Origin of the sequence: Polaribacter staleyi (assembly GCF_038024045.1) — a bacterium.
In the GTDB taxonomy this organism is placed as follows: domain Bacteria; phylum Bacteroidota; class Bacteroidia; order Flavobacteriales; family Flavobacteriaceae; genus Polaribacter; species Polaribacter butkevichii.
On the sequence record NZ_CP150665.1, the window covers coordinates 1,676,138 to 1,698,577 of the forward strand.

Here is a 22,440-nt window from a genome sequence, read left to right on the forward strand (position 1 = left end):
ATTAATCTAAAAAAATGTTATGAAGAAAAAAATACTTATGCTATCGCTATTAATTAGTGGTTTTATGAATGCTCAGTTTCCTACCTCCGATATTATGGTTCAATATGGGTTTGATAATGGAAATTTAGTAACAGACGGGGTAAACGGAAATAATTTAACGTATACAGGCACTTCTTTTACAGAAGTTAATGATCGTTTTGGAAATGCTCCAACAAGTGCATTACAGCTTAACGGAAGCAACTTTAGCAGTAACTTCTCTTTTCCGAATACTACAACAGATACTAGCCTTAGTTTTTGGGTAAAAACAACAACAAACTCTAACGACTCAAAAATTATTTTAGAGAAAAGTGCAAGAGCAAGTGTTACTGCTGTTGGTTGGGGCGGACTCTCTATAAGACTAGAAGAAGGTAAAATTAGAGTAGAAGCTGGTTATCAATTTACGTATTATAATGGTGCAACATCAGTAGTAAAGCATAGTATTCTTTCTAATGCAGTAATTAGCGATGGTGATTGGCATCATATCGTTGTTTCAATTTATAATAGATCAGATAATCTTGGTACTAGTAAAGGTGTAAATAATGTTATAAAAATTTATGTAGACGGTGCTATAGAAAGCAACGACACAAAAAATAATCGTCCAAGAACTTTTCAAAACAGACAACTTAAAGTAACCAACGGGCATGCAAATGGAAACCTTTTTGTACTTGGAAATTTAAGAAACGGTGCAGCTCCAAGTAATAGCAGATATGAAGATGTTATTGATGACGTACTTGTCTATAAAAGATTACTTACAGACGCAGAAATTAATAGTATTGGAGACTACAATAATTTCTGTAAAGAAATAAGTAACTCATACTTATCTGCGACTAACATTACAAATACAAATATGGATGTAAAAATTTCTGGCACACAAACTGTAGATATTGCATACCATAAAGCCTCAGAACCTTTTTCAAATGCAACTATTACTACAGGTGTTTCTGGCGGATCTACTATTTCTATTTCTAATACAGTAGCAGAAACTTATAATGTATATATTAGAAAAAATTGTGGAACAGGTAGCTTTTCTACATGGTCTTATCCAGTTGTATTTAAAAATTTAGGACTACCTACTTTTGTAAAATCTGATGCTACAGGTAATAACGATGGTAGTAACTGGGCAAATGCTTATACAAATTTAGACAACGCAATTACAAATACACTTGCAGGTGAAGAAATTTGGATTGCAGCTGGTATTTACAAACCTCATACATCTAATAGAACTGTTTACTATACAATAAATAAAAAAGATTTAAGAATTTATGGTGGTTTTATAGGTACAGAAACAACACGTAATCAAAGAGATTTTATAGCAAACAAAACTATTTTATCTGGTGATTTACAAGCAAATGATGTTAACGTTACTGATTATGCTAATAATTATGCAAATACTTCTAGAAATGCAGATAATAGCCATCATATTATTAATGTTACTGCTACAGGAAATAATTTATTATTAGATGGTTTAATTATTAGTGATGCTCATAATAATTTAAGTGCTACAGAAAGAGGAGGTGCAATAGTTAAAGAAAAAACAGTAGCTAAATTAAGTATAAAAAACTGTATCATTAAAAACAATGTTTCTAGAAATGATAATGCAGGTTTAATAGCAGAATTCGAATTAAATAACACATCAGGAGATAGAGGGACTTTAATTATTGAAAATTCTCAATTTATTAACAATATGTCTCGTTGGGCAAGTGGTGTTTATAGTTTTGTAAGGGCCAATACAAATGTTGATATCACTGTAGCAAACTCTTTGTTTAATGGTAATTTAGCAGGAGATTTAAGTGCAACAGTAAAAGGACTAGGAGGAAGCGCTTCTTGGATTAGAGTTATTGACAATACATCTAACGTTTCACTAAAATTAACAAATAACACCTATGTAAACAATTTAGATTTAGGTACAGATCAATCATTAAACAATTTTAGCAGAGCTACAGTAGCTATAAGTAAACAACCAGGAATTAATAGTACATTTAAAGCAACTGTTAATAACTGCATTTTTTGGGATAATACTACTGTTGGTGGTGCAAAAACAAGATCTATTACAGATTTATACAAAAACCCTTTAAATTCGTTAGTTGTTAATAATTCTATTGATTCCTACAATTTTAATGATGATAGTATCAGTAGTAAAGTTGCAACAACTACAGCAGATCCGTTATTTGTAAGTGCAACAGATTTTTCATTACAAGCAACATCACCTGCAATAAATGCAGGAAATAACAATTATTTTTTCGGAAATACAGACATTTTAAGAAACGATAGAATATTTAACACAACTATAGATATAGGTGCTTATGAATATGGTTCTCCTGTTTCTACTTCAAAAATATTAAAAATAAATGCTGTAAATGGATCGGTAACTAGTAATCCAAAGCCAAACCCTGCAAACGGAGCTTATAATAATGGAGATGTTGTAGCCTTAACAGCAATACCAAATGCTGGATATCAATTTGATGGTTGGTCTGGAAATGCTACAGGAACTACAAACCCAATTAATGTTACTTTGGATGAAGATAAAATAGTTACAGCAAATTTTAGTCAACTAAAACATACATTAACTGTTACATCTACAAACGGAGTAGTAACAAGTAACCCATTTCCAATAAATGGCACTTATATTCATAACACTGTGGTTACCTTAACAGCAACACCAAATGCTGGATATCAATTTGATGGTTGGTCTGGAGATGCAAGTGGTTACACAAATTCGATTACTGTAACTATGGATGCCGTTAAAAATATAACAGCTAACTTTAGTACAATCTGTATTTTAAATACACCTGATAATAATTTTAAAAATGCATTATTAAATAATGCTACAAATATTGATTTAAATAATGATGGTCAAATACAATGTACAGAAGCAAATGCTTTTAGTGGAGCTTTAACTATAACTTATAAGAATATTACAGATTTAACAGGAATAGAGGCATTTACAAAAATGACCAAATTTACAGTAGACAGAAACAAATTAACTTCTATAGATTTATCTAATAACACCGCTTTAGTAGAAATAGATTGCTCGCAACAAGCCGCAAGTTTAACAACATTAATATTACCACAAACTACAACCTTAACCAAGTTAGTTTGTTTTAATAATAAATTAACTGCGCTAGATTTATCTAACAACCCTAATTTAACTGAAGTAAATTGCCGAATAAATCAAATAGCATCTTTAAATACTACTGGTTTAACAAAACTAACAAAATTAGATGCTCAAATAAATAAAATAACAAGTTTAGACCTTTCTACAAATACAAATTTAAAAGAATTGGTTTGTAATGAAAATGATCTTACTGCTATTGATGTTTCTAATAATTCATCATTAACAACTCTTCGACTTTATAAAACATTAATTACTAGTTTAGATGTATCTCAAAACCCTGCTTTATCTTATTTATTTATTAGAAATAGTAAATTAATCAATTTAAATGTAGCCAATGGTAATAATTCAAATTTCACTTATATGGGTACAGATGGAAACCCAGATTTAACTTGTATTCAAATAGATGCTGGTTTTACTCCGGCTTCACCAGTATGGAACAAAGATGTTACCGCTAGTTATAGTACAAACTGTAATGCAACAGCAAGCATTAAAGATGTCAATCAAATTCATGTTTCAGTCTTTCCAAATCCTACAAGTAATCTTGTTACCATTCAATTGGATGAAAAAATAATAATTGGAAAAATTTTAGACCTAACAGGAAAAGAAATTAAAATATTTCAGAAAAATAAAATTGATATTCATAGTATTTCACCTGGAATATATATTTTAAAAATAGAAACTAAAAGTGGGAAAATTGCAATGAAAAAGATTATAAAAAAATAACCCCCAAATTTTCTAAGTAACTTTAAACGCAATCATTCATTTGGTTGCGTTTTTTTTAGTTTTACCACAACAAACCAATCTCTAGTTGATTATTAAGAATGCTTTGCTAAATTTGCATCAATTATAAATAAGCAACTTGAAAACCTATAACAAAACCAACTTCTTTAAACATACTTTCTGCGAATTCAAACAAGTTGATGACTTTGATTTCCCTGAAGAAACCAATTACAAAAGTAAGTCTGAAAGCATGTATTTTTATACTGATGAAGGTGTCTATAGAAAATCGAATCATTGGGGACGCGTTGCCAATTGTAGGTGGAAGTTAATTGCTAATGAAGATTATAAAAATCAACAAACAGTAATTGGTTTTGCAAAATGGAACAACTTCTACCCTATCAATTCAAAAGAGAAAATATTTTTTATTGCTGTAAATTTTGAAGAAAAAACAGCCAACATTCAACCTAAAAAAGAAGAAACTAACAACCTTCTTTTTACATTAAATGAAGCGCAACAAAAAGTAAAACAAATAGCAATTTTATTTAAAGAAACAAAATGGGCCAACTATTTTGATGATGATATAGAAATCCTTCGTTTTAAAGTGATTACAGAATTCATCAATACAAATAAAACGTTACAAGAAATTAAAAGAGAGCTATAAAGGAATTCCGTGGTTGTTTTTAATTTCTCCCATTACAAAAGTACTGTGCGCACTTCCAATACCTTTAACAGAACCCAAACTTTGTAATACAAACGATTGATAATGTTTCATGTCTTTGACCATCACTTTTAATAAAAAATCAAAATCACCAGATACATTATAACATTCTGTTACTTCTTTTAGAAACATAATATCTTTTACAAATTGATTTCCTATTTCTTTGGTGTGTTCCTTCAACGTAATATTACAGAATACAATTAAAGAAACATCTAACTTTTCGCTACATAAAACAGCTGTTGTTTTTTTTATATATCCTTCTTTTTTTAATCGTTTTACGCGATCAAAAACAGGTGTATTGGTAAGATTTACTCGCTGAGCAAGTTCTTTTGTAGTAATATCTGCGTCTTTTTGCAATAAACGAAGTAATTGTAAATCAATTTCATCAATTTGGTACATAGAATATTTTTCTTTTTCAAGTTTAAATACAGCACTTAAAAGTGTTTTACACTGTATCCGTCGCTAAAATAGTTTTATATTCTGAATACACATCAAAACACATTATTTTTATTTATAATTTATAGGTTTGCACAGAAATTAAAACTTACATCTATGAAAACTACTATTTTAGGGCATCCAAGAATTGGAGAAAAAAGAGAACTAAAAAAAGCAATTGAAAGCTATTGGAAAGCAAACATCAGTGAAAAAGAATTGTTAGAAATTGCTAGCGACATTAAAAAGAAAAACTGGTTGAATCAAAAAGAAATAGGAATTGATTTGATTCCTTCTAATGATTTTTCTTTATACGATCAAGTTTTAGACATGTCGTTAACATTAAATTGTATTCCTAAACGATTTAGAGAATTAAAAAACAAGGTTTCATTTGTCGATTTATATTTCTCTATGGCTCGTGGTTTTCAAAAAGATAAGTTTGATATCGTAGCGATGGAAATGACCAAATGGTTTGATACCAATTACCATTATTTGGTTCCTGAGTTTGAAAAAGAGCAACAATTCCAATTAAATTCTTGTAAAATTATTAGCGAATATCGCGAAGCTTTACAAATAGGCATCAATACTAAACCCGTATTAATTGGACCTTTAACCTACCTTTTAATAGGAAAGGAAAAAGAAAATGGATTTCATAGATTAGATTTAATAGACCGTTTGTTACCTGCTTATATTGATTTAATTGAAGAATTAAAAAATGAAGGTGTTACGTATATTCAGTTTGATGAGCCTTATTTATCCTTAGATTTAACCAATAAAGAACAAAAGATTTATTTAGAAACTTACACTATTTTGAAAGATAAGTTTCCGGAGATTCAATTCATTTTAGCTAATTATTTCGGAACCTTACATGATAATTTAAACCTAACACTTTCTTTACCTGTTGATGTTTTACACGTAGATTTAGTAAGAGGTTTAGATGAATTAGATACTATTTTAAAGCATCAAAAGAAAGAGCAAACACTTTCTTTGGGCATTGTTGATGGACGAAATATTTGGAAAAACAATTTTGATACATCTACAGAAATCATCAACAAAGCAAAGGTTATTAAAGGCGATAATATTTGGATTTCTTCTTCTTGTTCTTTATTACACAGTCCGTATGATTTAGCAAATGAAAAAGACGGTTCTATACCAGAAGAAGTAACGCAATGGTTGGCTTTTGCGAAACAAAAATTGCAGGAAATTGTATTGCTTAAAAAAATATCTGAAAGTAATTTGCAAGCATCAGATATTAAAGGAATAGAAGCTAACAGACTCGCTTTTATCAACAAAAAAAGATCTGCACTTATACATAATAACGAGGTTAAACAACGTATACATGCATTAACGGAAGCAGATAGTTTAAGGAAAAGTATTTTTGCAGAAAGACAGAAAAAACAGCAACAAGAATTACAATTACCTCTTTTTCCAACCACAACTATTGGTTCTTTTCCTCAAACAAAAGAAGTTAGATCTTTACGATTAAAATACAAAAAGAAGCAATTATCAGAAGAACAATACAACGCATTTTTAGAAGAAGAAATAACCAGTGCTATCAAATTTCAAGAAAATATTGGTTTAGATGTATTGGTACATGGTGAGTTTGAACGAAATGACATGGTAGAATATTTTGGAGAAAGATTGGCAGGTTTTGCCTTTTCTAATTTTGGATGGGTACAAAGCTATGGTTCTAGATGTGTAAAACCGCCTATTCTTTTTGGTGATGTTTCTAGAGAAAATCCGATGACTGTAAAATGGACAGAATATGCGCAGAGTCTATCTAAAAAATATGTAAAAGGAATGCTTACTGGCCCTGTAACTATTTTACAATGGTCTTTTGTGAGAGATGACCAATCGAGAGCCCAAACCTGTAATCAAATTGCTTTAGCCATAAGAGATGAAGTTGCCGATTTAGAAAAAGCAGGAATAAAAATTATTCAGATTGATGAACCTGCCATAAGAGAAGGTTTGCCATTAAGAAAAAATAATTGGGCAGCCTATTTAAAATGGGCGGTAAATGCTTTTAAAATATCGGCAAGTGTGGTGAAAGATGATACTCAAATTCATACACACATGTGTTATTCTGAATTTAACGATATTATTGCAAATATTGCAGACATGGATGCCGATGTAATTACCATAGAAACGTCTCGTTCGGAAATGGAATTACTAGACATTTTTGTAGATTTTAAATATCCTAATGAAATTGGCCCTGGAGTTTATGACATTCATTCTCCGAGGGTACCAAACGTACATGAAATAAAAAGTTTACTCATAAAAGCAACAAATTTATTACCTCAAGAAAATATTTGGGTGAACCCAGATTGCGGTTTAAAAACGAGAGATTGGCCAGAAACAATATTGGCTTTAGAAAATTTAGTTAGTGCTGCAAAATTAATGAGAGAACGCCTACAATCAAGGTTTAATAAAAAGGAGAACAGTTTAAAATTAGTCTTAAACTGTTCTCTTTATTTTAATAAACATATTGTATTTTTGCTCAAAACATACTATATGAACATTCCTCAGACTAGTTTTCCAAGAGTTGTAATTATTGGTGGCGGTTTTGCGGGTTTAGCGGCTGCAAAAGGATTAGAAAAACAAGAACTACAAGTTGTTTTAATTGACAAACACAATTATCACACTTTTCAACCTTTATTATACCAAGTTGCAACAGGTGGTTTAGAGCCAGATTCTATTGCTTTTCCACTAAGAAAACGTTTTAATGATGTTGATAATTTCTATTTTAGATTAACAGAAGTAGAAAAAATAAACACAGAAAACAACACCATTGAAACTTCCATTGGAAACTTAGAGTATGACGAATTAATTATAGCTACAGGTTCTACAACCAACTTTTTTGGTAATACCAATATCAAAAAACATACGATGGAAATGAAATCCATTCCGCAATCTTTAAACATTAGAAGTTTAATTTTAGAAAATTTTGAAGAGGCTTTATTAACTTCTAACATAGAAGAAAGAAATGCCTTAATGAATTTTGTAATTGTAGGTGGCGGACCAACAGGTGTAGAATTAGCTGGTGCCTTAGCAGAAATGAAAAAAGGAATTCTACCAAAAGATTATCCGGATTTAGATATTAGACAAATGCAGATAAACTTAATTCAAAGTTCTGAATGTTTGTTAAAAGGGATGAGCGCAAAAGCTTCTGAAAAAGCAGAAGACTTTTTAATAAAATTAGGCGTTCATGTATGGAAAAACCTGCGTGTTTTAGATTATGACGGAAAAACGGTTACTACAAATGGCGAGGATCATTTTAATGCAGAAACCGTAATTTGGGCAGCAGGAGTTAAAGGGCAAATGATTGATGGTTTAAACACAGAATGTGTTATAGAAAGAGCTGCAAGAATAAAAGTAAATGAGTTTAATCAAGTTTTAAATCACCCTAATGTATATGCTATTGGTGATGTTGCTTGTATGACTTCAGAAAAAAATCCTTATGGACATCCAATGATGGCGCAACCTGCTATTCAACAAGGAAAATTAGTTGCAAAAAATATTTTAGCAAAGTTTTTTAACAAAGAACAAAAGGCATTTGTTTATGATGATAAAGGTTCTATGGCAACTATTGGGCGTAATAAAGCAGTTGTAGATTTGCCTAAATGGAAGTTTCAAGGAATTTTTGCTTGGTATGTTTGGATGTTTGTACATCTTTTTTCTTTAATTGGTTTTAGAAACAAAGCCATTGTTTTTCTAAATTGGGTGTATAATTACATTCGTTTTGATAGAGAAACTCGTTTAATTATTAGACCCTATAAAAAGAAAAATAAGTTTTCTTTTAAAGATTAATATATGGCTAATAAAAGGATTATAAAATGTCCGAATTGTGGTGTTTTTAATACCAATAAAGAATATTGCACCAATTGCAACACCTTAATTTCGCATCAAAAAAAAGTAGCCATAAAAGCTAAAGCTGTAAAACAACAACAAGTAGATAAAGCTATTTTTGAAAAAGAAAACCCCAATTTAGCTGAGAGGTTAAAAAATCATCATTTTTGGTTATACAAAATTGTTGGTTGGCTTTTATACTCTGCAATTATGGTAGTTAGTATTATAGGTACTGGTTTGGCTTGGTTTATTGCAATGGTTGCTGCTGGTTAATATGAATAAAACACTCTTTTACTATTTTATATTTTCTTTATTTACAGGTACTAGCATCTATGTTCTTCAATATTTTTCGGTGCCTTTACCAAGAGTTATTCGTTTTTATTTAAATGACTTTTTAATCATTCCAATCATTCTTTTTATCTGTTTACAGTTTTTAAAATGGTCTAAAAACAACGTTCATTACACATTAAATCTATCTATTATTTTATACTTATGTTTTTTATATAGTTTATTATTCGAGTATTTTTTTCCTAAATATTTAGCAAGATATACCAAAGACTTTGTAGATGTTATTTTATATTTTGCAAGCGGATTTTTATTCTATTACTTACAAAAAACTAAAAAATGATTTCTACTAAAATTGCAAAAGAAAATATTGTTCGTTTAAACACTGCAATTACCTACATAGAAAATCATTTGTCAGATAAATTATCCTTAGAAATTGTTGCAGAAAAAGCTCATTTTTCTCCTTATCATTTTCATCGTTTATTTAAAATTGTTGTTGGTGAAACGGTTCATAATTTCATCAACAGAAAAAAAATTGAAAAAGCAGCTTCTTATTTATTACATCAGAAAGAAAAAAGCATAACAGAAATATCAGAAAAAATAGGTTTTAGCAATTTATCTTCTTTTTCTAAAACCTTTAAAAAATATTACGGAATGTCTCCTAATCAATTTAAAGAGGCAAGCCCCAATCATTTTAGCAAGATTAGCAAAATAGAAAGCAAGATAGGCAAAGTAACTGTTTCTTTTGAGCAGTACCTTTGTAACATCAATAATGCTTTAAATTGGTTAAAAATGAATGCAAAAACAGAGATTAAAAAAATTCCGAGACTAGATTTAGCAACCATTTCTCATAAAGGAAAAATAGAAGCAATTGGTAGTGTCTATAATAAATTAGTTAAATGGGCTGCACCAAAAGGTTTAATTAACGCGCAAACTAGAATGGTAACCATTTATCATGATAGCCCCAAAATTACAGACCCAAATAATTTAAGAATGAGTGCTTGTATTGTTCTAAATGATCCTATTGAAATTGATGGAGAAATAAATTTAAGAGTTCTAAGTTCTACAAAATGTATTGTTTCTCGATTAGAAATTACTCCTTTTCAATTTCAACAAGCTTGGGAATCTTCGTTTGCTTTTATGGTAGAAAATGGTTACAAAAAATCAGAAATTGACCCTTTTGAAATCTATTATAACAACGCTGCAGAACATCCAGAGAACAAATTTATTGTTGATTTGTGTATTCCTATTTTGTAAATTACAATTCATCTATCAAAAATTACAACTCGGTATTTGTTTTTATTTTTAGAGTGTGTAACTCCACATATTTGTATCATCAAAACAACCAAGATGAAACAAATTCTACTTTTAATTTTACTTTTTTCTCAATTTTCAATAATTGCACAAACTACCGTCTCAGGTAAAGTTACAGATACTAAAAACAATCCTATTGAGGCAGCAAATGTTTATTTAGATGGCACGTACGATGGAACATCGACCAACGACCAAGGTGAATTTTCTTTTACTACATCAGAAACAGGAACTTTAACGTTAGTAATTTCTTTTGTTTCTTTTGAAACGTATTTTAAAACAGCTGAAGTTTCATCACTTAAAAATTTAAAAATAAAATTAAAAGACGATGTAAATTCTTTAGACGCCGTAGTGATAAATGCAGGAACTTTTGAAGCAGGAGAAAAAGCAAAAGTAACTGTTTTAAAGCCTTTAGACATTGTTACAACGGCAAGTGCTTTGGGCGATGTTATGGGCGCTTTACAAACATTACCAGGAACTGCCACAGTAGATGAAGATGGACGCCTTTTTGTGCGTGGTGGAGAAGCAGAAGAAACTCAAATTTTTATTGATGGAATTCGTGTTTTTACGCCTTATACTCCATCCGCTAGAAATATTCCAAGTCGTGGTCGTTTTTCTCCTTTTTTATTCAAAGGAATCTCTTTTTCTACTGGCGGTTATTCTGCAGAATACGGACAAGCATTATCCGGCGTTTTACAGTTAAACACTATTGATAAACCTCTTGAAGAAAAAACAGATTTATCTTTTATGACTTTAGGTTTGGGCTTAGGAAACACCCAAATTTGGGGCAACAATTCTTTTAGCATAAATACGTCTTACATTAATTTAGCTCCTTACCAAGAAGCTTTTCCTGATAGAAATACTTGGCAAAAACCTGTACAGTCTTTAAGCGGAGAAATGGTGTACAGACATCAATTTAAAAATGAGTCTTTACTAAAATTATATGGCGCTTTTAGTTACACAGATTTTGATGTTATACAAGATGATATTAATTACGAAGATGGTTTACGCTTCGGGTTAAAAAACAGAAACCTTTATTTTAATACGTCTTACAAAAATAAATTTGGTAATAATTGGAGAATAGAAACTGGTTTTAGTTTTACAAACGACCATGCTAACATTAAAATTATTGATGATACAGTAAACGACAATGAGAATTCTATGCACTTTAAAGTAAAATTAAAAAAACAGTTTTCTAATCGCTTTAAAATTAGTTTTGGTTCAGAGTATTTTATGACCGATTTTGATGAAGATTACACCGCTTATAATAGCAACAAACTACAATATGGTTTTAATAATAACATTTTTGCATCCTTTGCAGAAACTGATATTTTCTTCTCTAAAAATTTAGCCACTAAAATCGGAATTCGTGCAGAACATTCAGAATTGTTAAACGAGTTTACCATTTCTCCGAGAGTTTCTTTAGCTTACAAAATAAATAAAAATTCTCAGTTTTCTTTGGCTTACGGACAGTTTTATCAGAATCCAAAAAACGAGTATTTAAAATTTAGTCAAGATTTTAAAGCAGAAAACACATCGCACTTTATTGCCAATTATCAAGCAACAAAACAAGGTCAAATTTTTAGAGTTGAAGGATATTATAAAGACTATAATAGTTTGGTTAAATATAATGATAATCTACCAATATTTACAAGTAACTTTAACAACAACGGAACTGGTTATGCAAAAGGAATTGATGTTTTCTGGAGACAAAATGGCAAAATAAAAAACACAGATTATTGGGTTTCCTATTCTTACCTAGACACTGAAAGGGATTATAAAAATTACCCAACTGCTGCAAGACCAAGTTTCGCCTCAACACACAATCTATCTTTGGTTGCAAAACATTGGGTAGCAGATTGGAAAAGTCAAATTGGTTTTAGTTACAACTTTGCTTCTGGAAGAAATTACACCAACCCAAATGAAGCTGGATTTTTAAATAATCAAACAAAAAACTACAATTCATTAAGCTTAAATTGTGCGTATTTAATAGATCAACAAAAGATTTTATATTTCTCTATAAACAACGTTTTAGGTACTCAGAATATATTTGGCTACAACTACAAAAACACAGCAGAACCTAATGGGAATTTTAATAGACAAGCCATTATACCCAATGCAGACAGATTCTTTTTTGTAGGTTTCTTCTGGACAATTAGTGATAATAAAAAAACAAATCAGTTAAATAATTTGTAAACGAATAATCATTTTAAAATGAAACTCTAAAAAAGAAATTCGGAGTAAAACCTTGAGACTTTGTATCGTTTTTTACCAAAACAAAATTATTATCTGGTGTTATTTTATTCTCGTATTCTCTTTTTAAAATGTTTCCTTGATTGTATATATTTAATAACGAGACACCAACCTTTGCCTTTACTTTTTTACTCAACTTAAAATCATAAGTACTAGAAAAGTCTAATCGATGGTAATTAGGTAGTCTTTCATCATTAATTCCGTTTCTAATAATTCCAAAATTATCATTTTGCCCTCCTATAGATGAAAACGGCACACCAACTCTGTAAGTGAAACCTGTAGAAAAAGTAAACTTTTTATATTTTAAGTTATTTGCCCAATAAAAAGAATGTGAAACATCAAAATTACCACTAAACTCCTTTCCGTCGTTCAAATCATTAAATGTAAAATTAGAGCTACCAGTATTGTAACTTACCCAAGTATCAAAATTATGCCACGTTTTTTTTATCAACACATCTAAACCAACAGTAACCGCTTCACCCGTATAAATTTCTTGAATAAAACTATCAAAACCAGTAGTTAATGTTGTTAGTCCTTTTATTTTTCTTTGATACACATCTACATCAACCGTTAAATTATTTTCGGAATACAAAGCACCAAAGGTTACCTGATTACTTTCTAACAAAGGTATTTCTTTATTATTTGACAATGCCCAAAGTTGATTTTCTAAACCAAAATCTATGGTGTCAAACTCTAATAATTTACTAGTGTTTTGTTGTTTTACTTCAAACGAGCTATTTAACCAAAATTTAGGCAAAACTTTTATTTGCAGAAAGACTCTTGGCTCTATAGTAAAAGTATTTATAGAAGAAAAATAATTACCACGAACACCAACTTTTAAGGTATATTTTTTCTTAAAATTGTAAGAATATTCACTAAATAATGTGTGAATATTATTGCTATTAGTATCTAACGTTAACTTTGTTCCAGAAAACTGATTGTTATTTTCTCGTTCTAAAAAGTAAGAAATATCTTGATACCCGTATTGATATCCATATTTTATTTGTTGAAACTCTTCTAATTTTTGCAGAAAATCTAATTTCACTTCAAAATTGTTAACATTATTTCTCTTTTCAATTTTAGCATATTCTTCATAATCAGAAGTCTTTAAATTATCGTAATTTAAATTGTATCTAGAATAACTAACATTTAAGTTCTGAGAAAATTTATCCGTCCATTTTCTTCTCCAATTAGTACTATAGCCAAAGTTCTTTAACTTTAAATTATCCGACCTTTTTTCTTTTAAATCTAAGTTTAGAAAATTATAATCAAAATTATTTAAAATACCGATATGACTAACAGAAAGAAAGTCTTTAGCTGTTGGTTTGTAATTTACTTTAAGATTATAATCTATAAATTTAAAATCATTATCACTAACAACATTATACGCTTCTGCATCTTTAGAGTCTTCTGTAACCGAAGAATGCTGAAAGGCTTTGTTAGACAATTTATCTATGGTAGGCGTTCTTACAATATCTGCAATAGACCTTCTTATAGAAACCACTGCGCTTATTTTTTTATCAATAGGTATTTTAACATTTGCATCTACATGGGTAAAATTAAAACCTGCAGACCCAGACATTTTAGTGGCAATTTCAGAAGAAGTTTCTACATCTACAACACCTGCAATATGGTTTCCGTATTTACTATTTGAAGCTGTTCTATAGACGGTAACTTTATCTATAATATATGGATTTAAAGCAGAAATAGCACCAAAAAAATGACCGGTATTAAACAATTTAATTCCATCAAAAAGTATTAAGTTTTGATCTGGTGTACCACCACGAACATGCAAACCAGAAGCGGTTTCATCTACATTTAAAACTCCGGGTAATTGTTGTACACTTTGTAAGATATCTGGTTCTGTAAGCCCTGGAAGTACATTCTGATTTTTGGGTCTAAATACAATAGCTCCATCAATTGTTTTAGAAATTGAATTTGTTAAATACTTGGTAATAATAACTTCATTTAAAAAAGTAGATTCTTCGCTCATAGAAATTAACAAACAATCTTCAAAAAGAAATTGTTCGACACTAATGTCTATTGTTTTAAAACCAATAAACGATATTTCTAAAACTGAGGAAGTAGGAATATTTTTAAAACTGAATGCACCTTTACTATTTGAAAGTACCCCAATATTTGTCCCTTTTATTTTTATAGTGGCTCCTTTTAATATTTCTGAAACCTTATTTATATTTTGTAATTTGCCACAAATAGTAAGTGTTTTTGAAGGTAAAACAATTAAAAACCTTTTATCGCTTACTTCTTTAATATCTAAATGAATAGCTCTCTTTAATTCTAAAATTACATCTGCTATTTTTTTGTTTTCAAAACTAAAAAAAACATTCTTTCCTTTGATTAAATGATTTGCATATGCAAATTTTACATCGAACTTTTTTTCAATGCTTGCTAATACTTCTTTTAGAGAAACCTCCTTTTGTTTAATCTCTTGAGAAAAAATATTAAAGGATAAAATTAAAAAAAAGAATACGATGTTTTTTTGCAAAATTTCTATTTTAAGGTAACTGTTTTTTTATCTTCAGAAACAGCATAATCTATATTCATTGGTAATAACACCGCTTCTAAAGCATTCACTAAATTATCGTGTACAAAGCTTCCTGTATACAATTGATGCTTCTTTAATTCTATATTAATTATTTTAATATTGTATTGTTTTTCTATCGATTTTAAAACGACTAACAAAGGGGTACTTACAAAAGAACTCTCTTGTTTTAACCAATCTGGATTCACTTTTTTAGTGATTAAATTTAAAGGAATAGAATCTTTATACTGTAAAAACGTTTTACCTTTGGTCAGTATAACAACGGCATCCTTACGCTCTACTTTTACAGTTCCTTCAAAACAAGTAACTTTTAAAAAATTTTCTTCTTCAAAAACCGAAAACTGAGTACCTAATACACTTACCAAACCTTCTGTAGTTTTTACCTGAAATCTACTTCCTTTTGCAACTTTAAAGTAAGCTTCTCCTTCTAACTCAAGCATTCTATGTTTTTTCCAATTTTTCTTATTATAAGCTAAACTAGATTTTGCATTTAAAATAACAGTAGAGTTATCTGGTAAAATAATAGTTTTTGTTTCTCCAAAACCAGCATTGATTTCTGTCTTAAGATTAAACAAGTAAAACGTACTTACCAATAATAATAAACTAGCAGCAACACTTATTATATTCTTAAAACTAAAGATGTTCTTCTTTTTATGATCTTTCAAAGAAATTACCTCTTTGTTTTCGGTAATTTCACTTACTATTTTAGAGAATACTTCTTCTTTATTAAATTTTGGTCTTTTAAATAAAGAAGACTCTTCTACAATTTTAGCATATAATTTATAATCTTCAGACTTCTCAAAGGCACTAAGTTCTTCTTTAGTCATTTCTCCAGAAACCCATTTAGCCAACAATGTTTCAGACTTTTCAATAGCTTCCATATTAAATTCCTTTTATATATGTTCTTATTTCTTTTAACGCTGCACTCATTCTTTTTTCTACTGTTTTTATAGAAATATTTAATTCTAAAGCAATTTCTTTATACTTCTTCTTATCAATTCTATTCATCAAAAAAACTTCTCTTTGTTTTTCTGATAAATTACCAATAACCGTTTGTAATTTTTTTAAAAACTCTTGCTCTTCTAACACATATTCTGGTGTTTCTGAAGTAACTGCATTTGGTATTATTTTCTGATGTTCTAAAACTACCTTTTGATGCCTATAATTACTTATAAATAAATTATTAGCCACCATAAATAAGTAGGATTTTGATTTTTCGAATATCACTTTTTTACAATTAGACCACATTTTAACAAAAGATTCTTGTACAAAATCTTCTGCCATGGACTTATCACCACATTTATAAAACATAAATCCGTAAACATCCTCTGCGTATTTATTATAGAGTAGTTCAAAAACTTTAGAATCACAAACAGACTTCAATTCTTTCATATTATATATTCTTATTAATTAAACGTTTCAATTTGATAAAACCCTACAAAAAAATAAAAGGAGGGTTTTTTGAAACCAAAGCGTTCAATAGTAAAGTCAGCAAAAGTAGTTACAAATAACAATTTTTAAATTTTTTATTATCATGAAAAAACTAACACTATTATTACTCTCTGTATTATTAACATATTCTTGCACAAATACAGAAGAAAACGAAACACTTAAACCCCCAACAATTGCTATTGATGTTGTCAATACTATTTTTCTACCAAACAATAGTGTAGAAATAAAGGCAACAATTACAGATAATGGCAAACAAATACAAAGCATTCTTTGGAAAAAAACAGAAGGAGGATCTGCCGATTTTGAAAATGATAAAAAAGATATTATCATTACTAATTTAGAGGCAGGTGACTATCGTTTTACCCTAACAGTAACAGATAGTAAAAACCTAAGCTCAGATGAAGCTGTAACTTTTAGTGTGAGTAATGCACAAATACTTTATAATCTAAATTTTGAAAATACGAATGAAGAATTTAAAACAAGTCTTTTGGGGAACTACCCAACCGGAAAAAAATTACTAAACCTATCTGAAGAAACAAACCATTGTGGTACTGTTTTTAGAGGTAAAAAAGAAGATTTTACAGATTGGCTTACCTACTCTTATACTGGTAATAACTCATCATTTGTGGCAACTAATATGGGTACTTGTCTAGGTTACTTTACTTCTGCTATTGAAAAAGAAATTACTTTTTCTGAAGACTTTGCTGCAAATCAATTAAGCACTCAGTTTCTCTACTACATGCCAGGAGACTTTTCTAATTGGGGAGATTATAATTTAGAGGTTAGAATTTATGAAAACGACTACACGTACTCTTCAACACCTATCACTACTTTTTCTCCTACGATAAATAAAAATGGTTGGACCTCTTTTAATAAAGAAGTCACTGTACCTATAAAAAAAGGCTCTTATAAATTAGTTATTATTCAAACAAACGCACAAACAGCAATAGATAATATTATCCTTTATAAAAACAACTAAATATGACAGCTACAACAAGTAAATTCGATCTTAAAAAAATAATTATACTAGTATTAAAGGAGTTAAAAAAGATAAGTAAAGCAGCTACATTTGCAATGAATCATTAATTTTAACTTAAACAAAACAGAAAAAAGGTGGTAATTTTAAATTATCACCTTTTTTTTGTGTTTTAAACAGATCTTAGAAATTCAATATTGTAAATAATTATTACTTATTTACAATTCAGAATCAAAAAATAACAATTCGGTATTATTCTTGTATAATTTACGTTAAAACATCAGATATTTGAAGCATCATAAAACAACAACCATGAAAAAATTACTTTTAATAGCAACCTTAATTTTCTCTTTTACAAACACTTCAAACGCCCAAGAAAATACAGCGAGTTTAACGGTCTCATTTTCTGGAATGAAATCTGATAAAGGAAACCTTTTTGTAGCATTGTACAATACAGAAGCAACCTTTTTAAAAAAAGCTTACAAGGGAGAAATGGCTGAAATAAAAAATAAAAAAACAGTAGTTATTTTTAAAAACTTACCAAAAGGAGTGTATGCTATTTCCTCTTTTCATGATATAAATGATAACAAAAAAATGGATACTAACTTTATAGGAATTCCAAAAGAACCAATAGGCATGTCTAACAACGCTAAAGGCTTTATGGGACCTCCAAAATATAAAGATTCTAAATTTAATTTAGAAACTAATAAAACAATTTCTATTAAAGTAAATTAAACCCTTCTTTATACTTACTTAATTTAAAAACCAATATCATGAAAAAACTATTTTTAATCATCGCAATTTTCATTGCGACAGGAATTTCTGCGCAAACAAAATATCAAAAAGGAATGCAAAAAGCATTTGATTTATGGGAAAAAGGGAAACTAACAGAAGCATCTCAACTCTTTGAAAGAATCTCAAAAGCAGCACCTACAAAATGGTTGCCTTCTTACTACGTAGCAACAATAGAAATTATTGGAAGTTTTGGTTTAAAAGATGAAACGATGCTTAAAGCAAAACTAACAAAAGCACAAGGATTTTTAAATACTGCAAAATCAAATTCAGAAAACAACCCAGAAATTTTAGTTACTCAAGCATTTTTAAATCTAGGATATATTGCCTTTGACGGACAAAAATACGGAATGACATTATCTGGAGAAAACAATCAACTTTATGCTAAAGCGTTACAAATTGCTCCCAAAAACCCAAGGGTAGTATTAGCACAAGCAGAATGGAATATGGGTGCTGCTAAATTCTTCGGAAAGTCTACAAAACCTTATTGTGCAGAAATTAAACGTGCTATTGCACTTAGTAAAGAAGAAAAAATTGAGATGGAGTTTTATCCGAAATTTATGATAAAAAGAGCTGAGGAAGTTTTAAAACAATGTGAAAAATAGTTTTCAGTTTTCAGTAGCAGTTCCCAGCAATCATCTTATTGGAAACTGCAACTGAATACTGAGACTGTATACTGAAAAATTTTAAGAAAGTATTTTAGTAATCAACTCTTGTTTAGCAACCTCATCATCACCAAACAACCATTGCAACACATTATCTTCCCAAATTTGTCCTTTTTCTGTTTCGGTAATAATTTTTTCATCAATAGCTAAATCTAAAATTTTACCAGGATAAGAAGATTGTTTATCACTTTCCATTTCGCCCAACGGATACGGATCGTCTAAGCCCATTAAAACCTGACTTACACCTTGTCTTTTAAACATTAATTTTAAAGAATCTGTATCGTGAACGAGCGTATCAAAAAAGATATTTTTATGTCCAACTGCTTTTCTAGGATGTATTTTGCCTTCAAACAAATCGGGTCTTCCATCAAAACCCTGAATTCTTCTCCCCAAATTCATTTGTGCCAATTGACCTCCGTGTGCAAAACAAGTTCTAATGTTTTTAAAACGCTCTTGCATTCCGTTTAACGTATAAAAATGATACGCATCACCACATTGTGCCAACATCCAAATTAAATGAAAACGCCAATTGGTATTTTCTAATTTTATCATTTTATCGCCATCATACGGATGAATTTCAATGGCCAATTTATATTGATCTGCCAATTCAAAAATCCGAGCATTTTCTTCATCAAAAACACAACGCCATTGTCCAATAGAATCCATAAAATGCGTTGGCAAACACAACACTTTTAAACCTAATTCCTCTACACAACGTTTTATTTCATCTAAAGCACCATAAATAAAACCAGGATGCACTACAAAACCACAGGTAAATTTACTTGGATGTTCTCTTTGTACTTTAGCATTAAAATCATTTTGAAAACGCAACGCTTTTTTCATTTCTTCTAAACGCAAACCATTTCCATATAACTGAGATAGATTTAAAACAACGGCATGATCTAGCTTGTTTTTTTCCATCCAAAGCAATTTTTCATCTAAGAAAAAACTAGAATGGGTTACAGGTCTTTTCCACCCTTTTTGCAACATGTGTTTACGCTCATCATCTACCCAAAAAATCTCTTTTTCCTTCATAAATTGAGGAATTTCTTCTGGATAAGGTAATAAGTGTGAATGACCGTTAATGCGTAATTTTCTTTTTGTCATGCTTTTGCCATTGCGAATTCACGAATCTATCTCTTTTTAAATCAACAGATTACTTTATTTGTTCCTCATTTATAATGACGAACTCTTTGTTTTTTACTACTTACTGCAACTGATTAACGGCCCACTTTATTTGGTGGCTGCATCACTGTTTTACAATTGTCACACGTACATTTCTTTTTATCAGAATAATACCTATCAAAAATCACAGGCATATCTGTTTCAATATTTTCCAATGCAAATTCTTCTCTATATAACTGGTTTCCACAGTTTTCACAATACCATTCTAATGCATCTAACATACCTTCAGAACGAGGATACTCTATAACTAAACCAACAGTGTTTGCTTTTCTTTGGGGAGAATGCGGCACTTTTGCTGGTAATAAATAAATATCACCTTCATTAATTTCCACATCAATTGGTTCCCCTTTATCATCTATGATTTTTAAAATCATATCTCCTTCTACTTGATAGAAAAACTCTGGAGTTTCGTTATAATGATAATCTTTTCGATTATTAGGTCCACCAACAACCATTACAATATACTCGCCATTATCCCAAACTTGTTTGTTTCCAACGGGTGGTTTTAATAAATGACGATGTTCATCAATCCATTTTTTAAAATTTAAAGGCTGTACTAAATTGCTCATACTTTAATTATTTTACAAAAAAATTACTTTAATCTAACAAATTATTGCTCTTACTCCTTTTTTATTTCTCTTTAAAACTATTGTATTGTCTAAATTGTTCTGATAAGAAAAAATACTGTTTCTGCCTTTTTTCTCTTCTTTAACTTTAATAGGAAAAGCAAAATCTGCTACATTATCCTTACACCCTAAGGCATTCATATTATAGCTATAATTATCTATTAATGCGTTAAACTCAATTGCCATTTCTTCTTCTAAAATATAGTGTTTACTCGTTACACCTTCTTTTACTAATAAAGCCAACTCATTACTTTTAAAACCTAATAAAGGATTTCTCTGTACAGAAATTGCATAACAGTTATTATTTAATTTCACTACAGAATTCGCATTAAAAAGATAGCCTTCCTCTTTTAAAGTGGTCAGTAAGCTTTCACTTGCCTTGGAGAAACCAAGAGGCAAACTAGTTAAAGAGAAACTTCTAGAAAGATTTATAAGATTATTTAAGCAAGGCAACGTTTTTACGCTTGAATTGGCTAACGTTGATGTTGGTAATAAAGCTAATGCTCCTGTTGTCATTATTGATGATAAAAGAAATTTTCTACGATTCATATTTAGTTTTTTTAGTTTGGTTAATTTAGGTACTAAAGTTAATACATTAATTTTTAAGTTTGTGAACTACTATAAACTTTTCGTTCTTCCTCCATCTACCGGAAGGTTAATTCCGTTGATATAACTTGCTTGTGCACTAGACAAAAAGGTAATAGCAGCTGCGGTTTCTTCTGGTTTTGCAAAACGTTTTGCTGGCACATAACTTTTCATAATTTGTTCCATTTCTGGTTCAGTTGTGTTCGATATTTTTGCTTTTATCTTAATAATTTGATCTAAACGTGCGGTATCTGTAAAACCTGGCAATACATTATTAACTGTAATTTGAAATTCGCCAAGTTCTGTAGCCAATGTTTTAGCCCAATTACCAACTGCATTTCTTATAGTATTAGAAACACCTAAACCAGGAATAGGCTCTTTTACAGAGGTAGAAATTACGTTGATAATTCTACCAAACTTTACTTCTTTCATAAAAGGAACCACTGCTTGCACCAAAATTTGATTACAAACAATATGCATCTGAAATGCATTTATTAATTCTGATGGAGTTGCAGAAATTAAATCGCCACTTTTTGGACCGCCAGTATTATTAACTAAAATATGAAACTTTAAATCTGTAGTTTCTAGTACTTTTTTTAATTCTTCTGGTTTAGAAAAATCTGCCACCAAATAAGCATGCTGTTGATTATTATTTGGTAATTCCCCTAAAACAGCTTTTAACTTCTCTTTATTTCTTGCTATTAAAGTAACATTTACGCCTTCATTTGCCAAAGCTATTGCAGATGCTTTTCCTATTCCTTGTGTACTACCACAAACAATTGCATTCTTGTTTTGTATGTTTAAATTCATATATAAAATAGATGTAAGAATTAAGAAACAAGAATTAAGACAACTGTGTCTTTTCTCTTAGCTCTAT

At 29.7% G+C, this 22,440-nt stretch carries 17 protein-coding genes and 1 pseudogene; 10 read left to right on the forward strand and 8 right to left on the reverse strand.

The features are described from left to right. Positions 1–19: 19 nt before the first annotated feature. The gene (locus WHD07_RS07315) at positions 20–3,877 is read left to right on the forward strand and encodes an InlB B-repeat-containing protein (RefSeq protein WP_343330636.1); all 3,858 of its coding nucleotides are present in this window, start codon (positions 20–22) and stop codon (positions 3,875–3,877) included. Positions 3,878–4,013: 136 nt separating this feature from the next. Beyond that, complete coding sequence (locus WHD07_RS07320) at positions 4,014–4,535, forward strand: hypothetical protein (RefSeq protein WP_343330637.1); 522 nt, start codon at positions 4,014–4,016, stop codon at positions 4,533–4,535. Here the strand turns inward: WHD07_RS07320 and WHD07_RS07325 are convergent. Continuing rightward, complete coding sequence (locus WHD07_RS07325) at positions 4,530–4,991, reverse strand: Lrp/AsnC family transcriptional regulator (protein WP_343330638.1); 462 nt, start codon at positions 4,989–4,991, stop codon at positions 4,530–4,532. The genes WHD07_RS07320 and WHD07_RS07325 overlap by 6 nt on opposite strands. Before the next feature lie 153 nt (positions 4,992–5,144). Between WHD07_RS07325 and metE the strand changes: the two are divergent. From metE to WHD07_RS07350, 5 genes and pseudogenes are all read left to right on the forward strand, one after another. Continuing rightward, positions 5,145–7,436, forward strand: a pseudogene (metE, locus tag WHD07_RS07330) (5-methyltetrahydropteroyltriglutamate--homocysteine S-methyltransferase); the annotation flags it as partial. Between the two features lie 99 nt (positions 7,437–7,535). After that, positions 7,536–8,831 carry an NAD(P)/FAD-dependent oxidoreductase gene (locus WHD07_RS07335; protein WP_343330989.1) on the forward strand — a complete coding sequence of 432 codons (1,296 nt, stop codon included), beginning with the start codon at positions 7,536–7,538 and terminating at the stop codon, positions 8,829–8,831. 3 nt (positions 8,832–8,834) lie between these two features. Continuing rightward, positions 8,835–9,143, forward strand: coding sequence for a hypothetical protein (locus WHD07_RS07340; protein ID WP_105047664.1), 309 nt, complete (start codon positions 8,835–8,837; stop codon positions 9,141–9,143). 351 nt (positions 9,144–9,494) lie between these two features. Beyond that, a complete protein-coding gene (locus WHD07_RS07345) occupies positions 9,495–10,412 on the forward strand; it encodes an AraC family transcriptional regulator (protein ID WP_343330639.1) in 918 nt (305 codons plus the stop codon). A 93-nt stretch (positions 10,413–10,505) separates the two neighbouring features. Beyond that, the gene (locus WHD07_RS07350; RefSeq protein ID WP_343330640.1) at positions 10,506–12,662 is read left to right on the forward strand and encodes a TonB-dependent receptor; all 2,157 of its coding nucleotides are present in this window, start codon (positions 10,506–10,508) and stop codon (positions 12,660–12,662) included. Positions 12,663–12,675: 13 nt separating this feature from the next. On the opposite strand, the gene WHD07_RS07355 is transcribed toward WHD07_RS07350, so the two are convergent. The 3 genes from WHD07_RS07355 to WHD07_RS07365 are packed head-to-tail and all read right to left on the reverse strand — an operon-like array spanning position 12,676 to position 16,674. Then, the gene (locus WHD07_RS07355; protein WP_343330641.1) at positions 12,676–15,225 is read right to left on the reverse strand and encodes a TonB-dependent receptor; all 2,550 of its coding nucleotides are present in this window, start codon (positions 15,223–15,225) and stop codon (positions 12,676–12,678) included. Between the two features lie 5 nt (positions 15,226–15,230). Then, entirely contained in the window at positions 15,231–16,163 is a 933-nt protein-coding gene (locus tag WHD07_RS07360) for a FecR family protein (protein ID WP_343330642.1), read from the reverse strand. Position 16,164: 1 nt separating this feature from the next. After that, the gene (locus WHD07_RS07365) at positions 16,165–16,674 is read right to left on the reverse strand and encodes an RNA polymerase sigma factor (protein WP_343330643.1); all 510 of its coding nucleotides are present in this window, start codon (positions 16,672–16,674) and stop codon (positions 16,165–16,167) included. 142 nt (positions 16,675–16,816) lie between these two features. Here WHD07_RS07365 and WHD07_RS07370 point away from each other — a divergent pair, with 142 nt between their 5' ends. The 3 genes from WHD07_RS07370 to WHD07_RS07380 all read left to right on the forward strand — a co-directional run bounded on the left by WHD07_RS07370 (position 16,817) and on the right by WHD07_RS07380 (position 19,107). Beyond that, positions 16,817–17,713, forward strand: coding sequence for a PKD domain-containing protein (locus WHD07_RS07370; protein ID WP_343330644.1), 897 nt, complete (start codon positions 16,817–16,819; stop codon positions 17,711–17,713). 309 nt (positions 17,714–18,022) lie between these two features. Continuing rightward, positions 18,023–18,445: a DUF2141 domain-containing protein gene (locus tag WHD07_RS07375; protein WP_343330645.1), complete on the forward strand. Its 423-nt coding sequence runs from the start codon at positions 18,023–18,025 to the stop codon at positions 18,443–18,445. Between the two features lie 38 nt (positions 18,446–18,483). Continuing rightward, complete coding sequence (locus tag WHD07_RS07380) at positions 18,484–19,107, forward strand: hypothetical protein (protein ID WP_343330646.1); 624 nt, start codon at positions 18,484–18,486, stop codon at positions 19,105–19,107. An 81-nt stretch (positions 19,108–19,188) separates the two neighbouring features. Here the strand turns inward: WHD07_RS07380 and WHD07_RS07385 are convergent, their stop codons facing one another. The 4 genes from WHD07_RS07385 to WHD07_RS07400 all read right to left on the reverse strand — a co-directional run bounded on the left by WHD07_RS07385 (position 19,189) and on the right by WHD07_RS07400 (position 22,373). Beyond that, positions 19,189–20,274 carry an amidohydrolase family protein gene (locus WHD07_RS07385; RefSeq protein ID WP_343330647.1) on the reverse strand — a complete coding sequence of 362 codons (1,086 nt, stop codon included), beginning with the start codon at positions 20,272–20,274 and terminating at the stop codon, positions 19,189–19,191. A gap of 113 nt (positions 20,275–20,387) precedes the next feature. After that, complete coding sequence (locus WHD07_RS07390; protein WP_343330648.1) at positions 20,388–20,921, reverse strand: 3-hydroxyanthranilate 3,4-dioxygenase; 534 nt, start codon at positions 20,919–20,921, stop codon at positions 20,388–20,390. A gap of 33 nt (positions 20,922–20,954) precedes the next feature. Continuing rightward, positions 20,955–21,527: a hypothetical protein gene (locus WHD07_RS07395; RefSeq protein ID WP_343330649.1), complete on the reverse strand. Its 573-nt coding sequence runs from the start codon at positions 21,525–21,527 to the stop codon at positions 20,955–20,957. 69 nt (positions 21,528–21,596) lie between these two features. Further along, on the reverse strand, positions 21,597–22,373 hold the full coding sequence (locus tag WHD07_RS07400; protein WP_343330650.1) for an SDR family oxidoreductase: 777 nt from the start codon (positions 22,371–22,373) through the stop codon (positions 21,597–21,599). Positions 22,374–22,440: the final 67 nt, after the last annotated feature.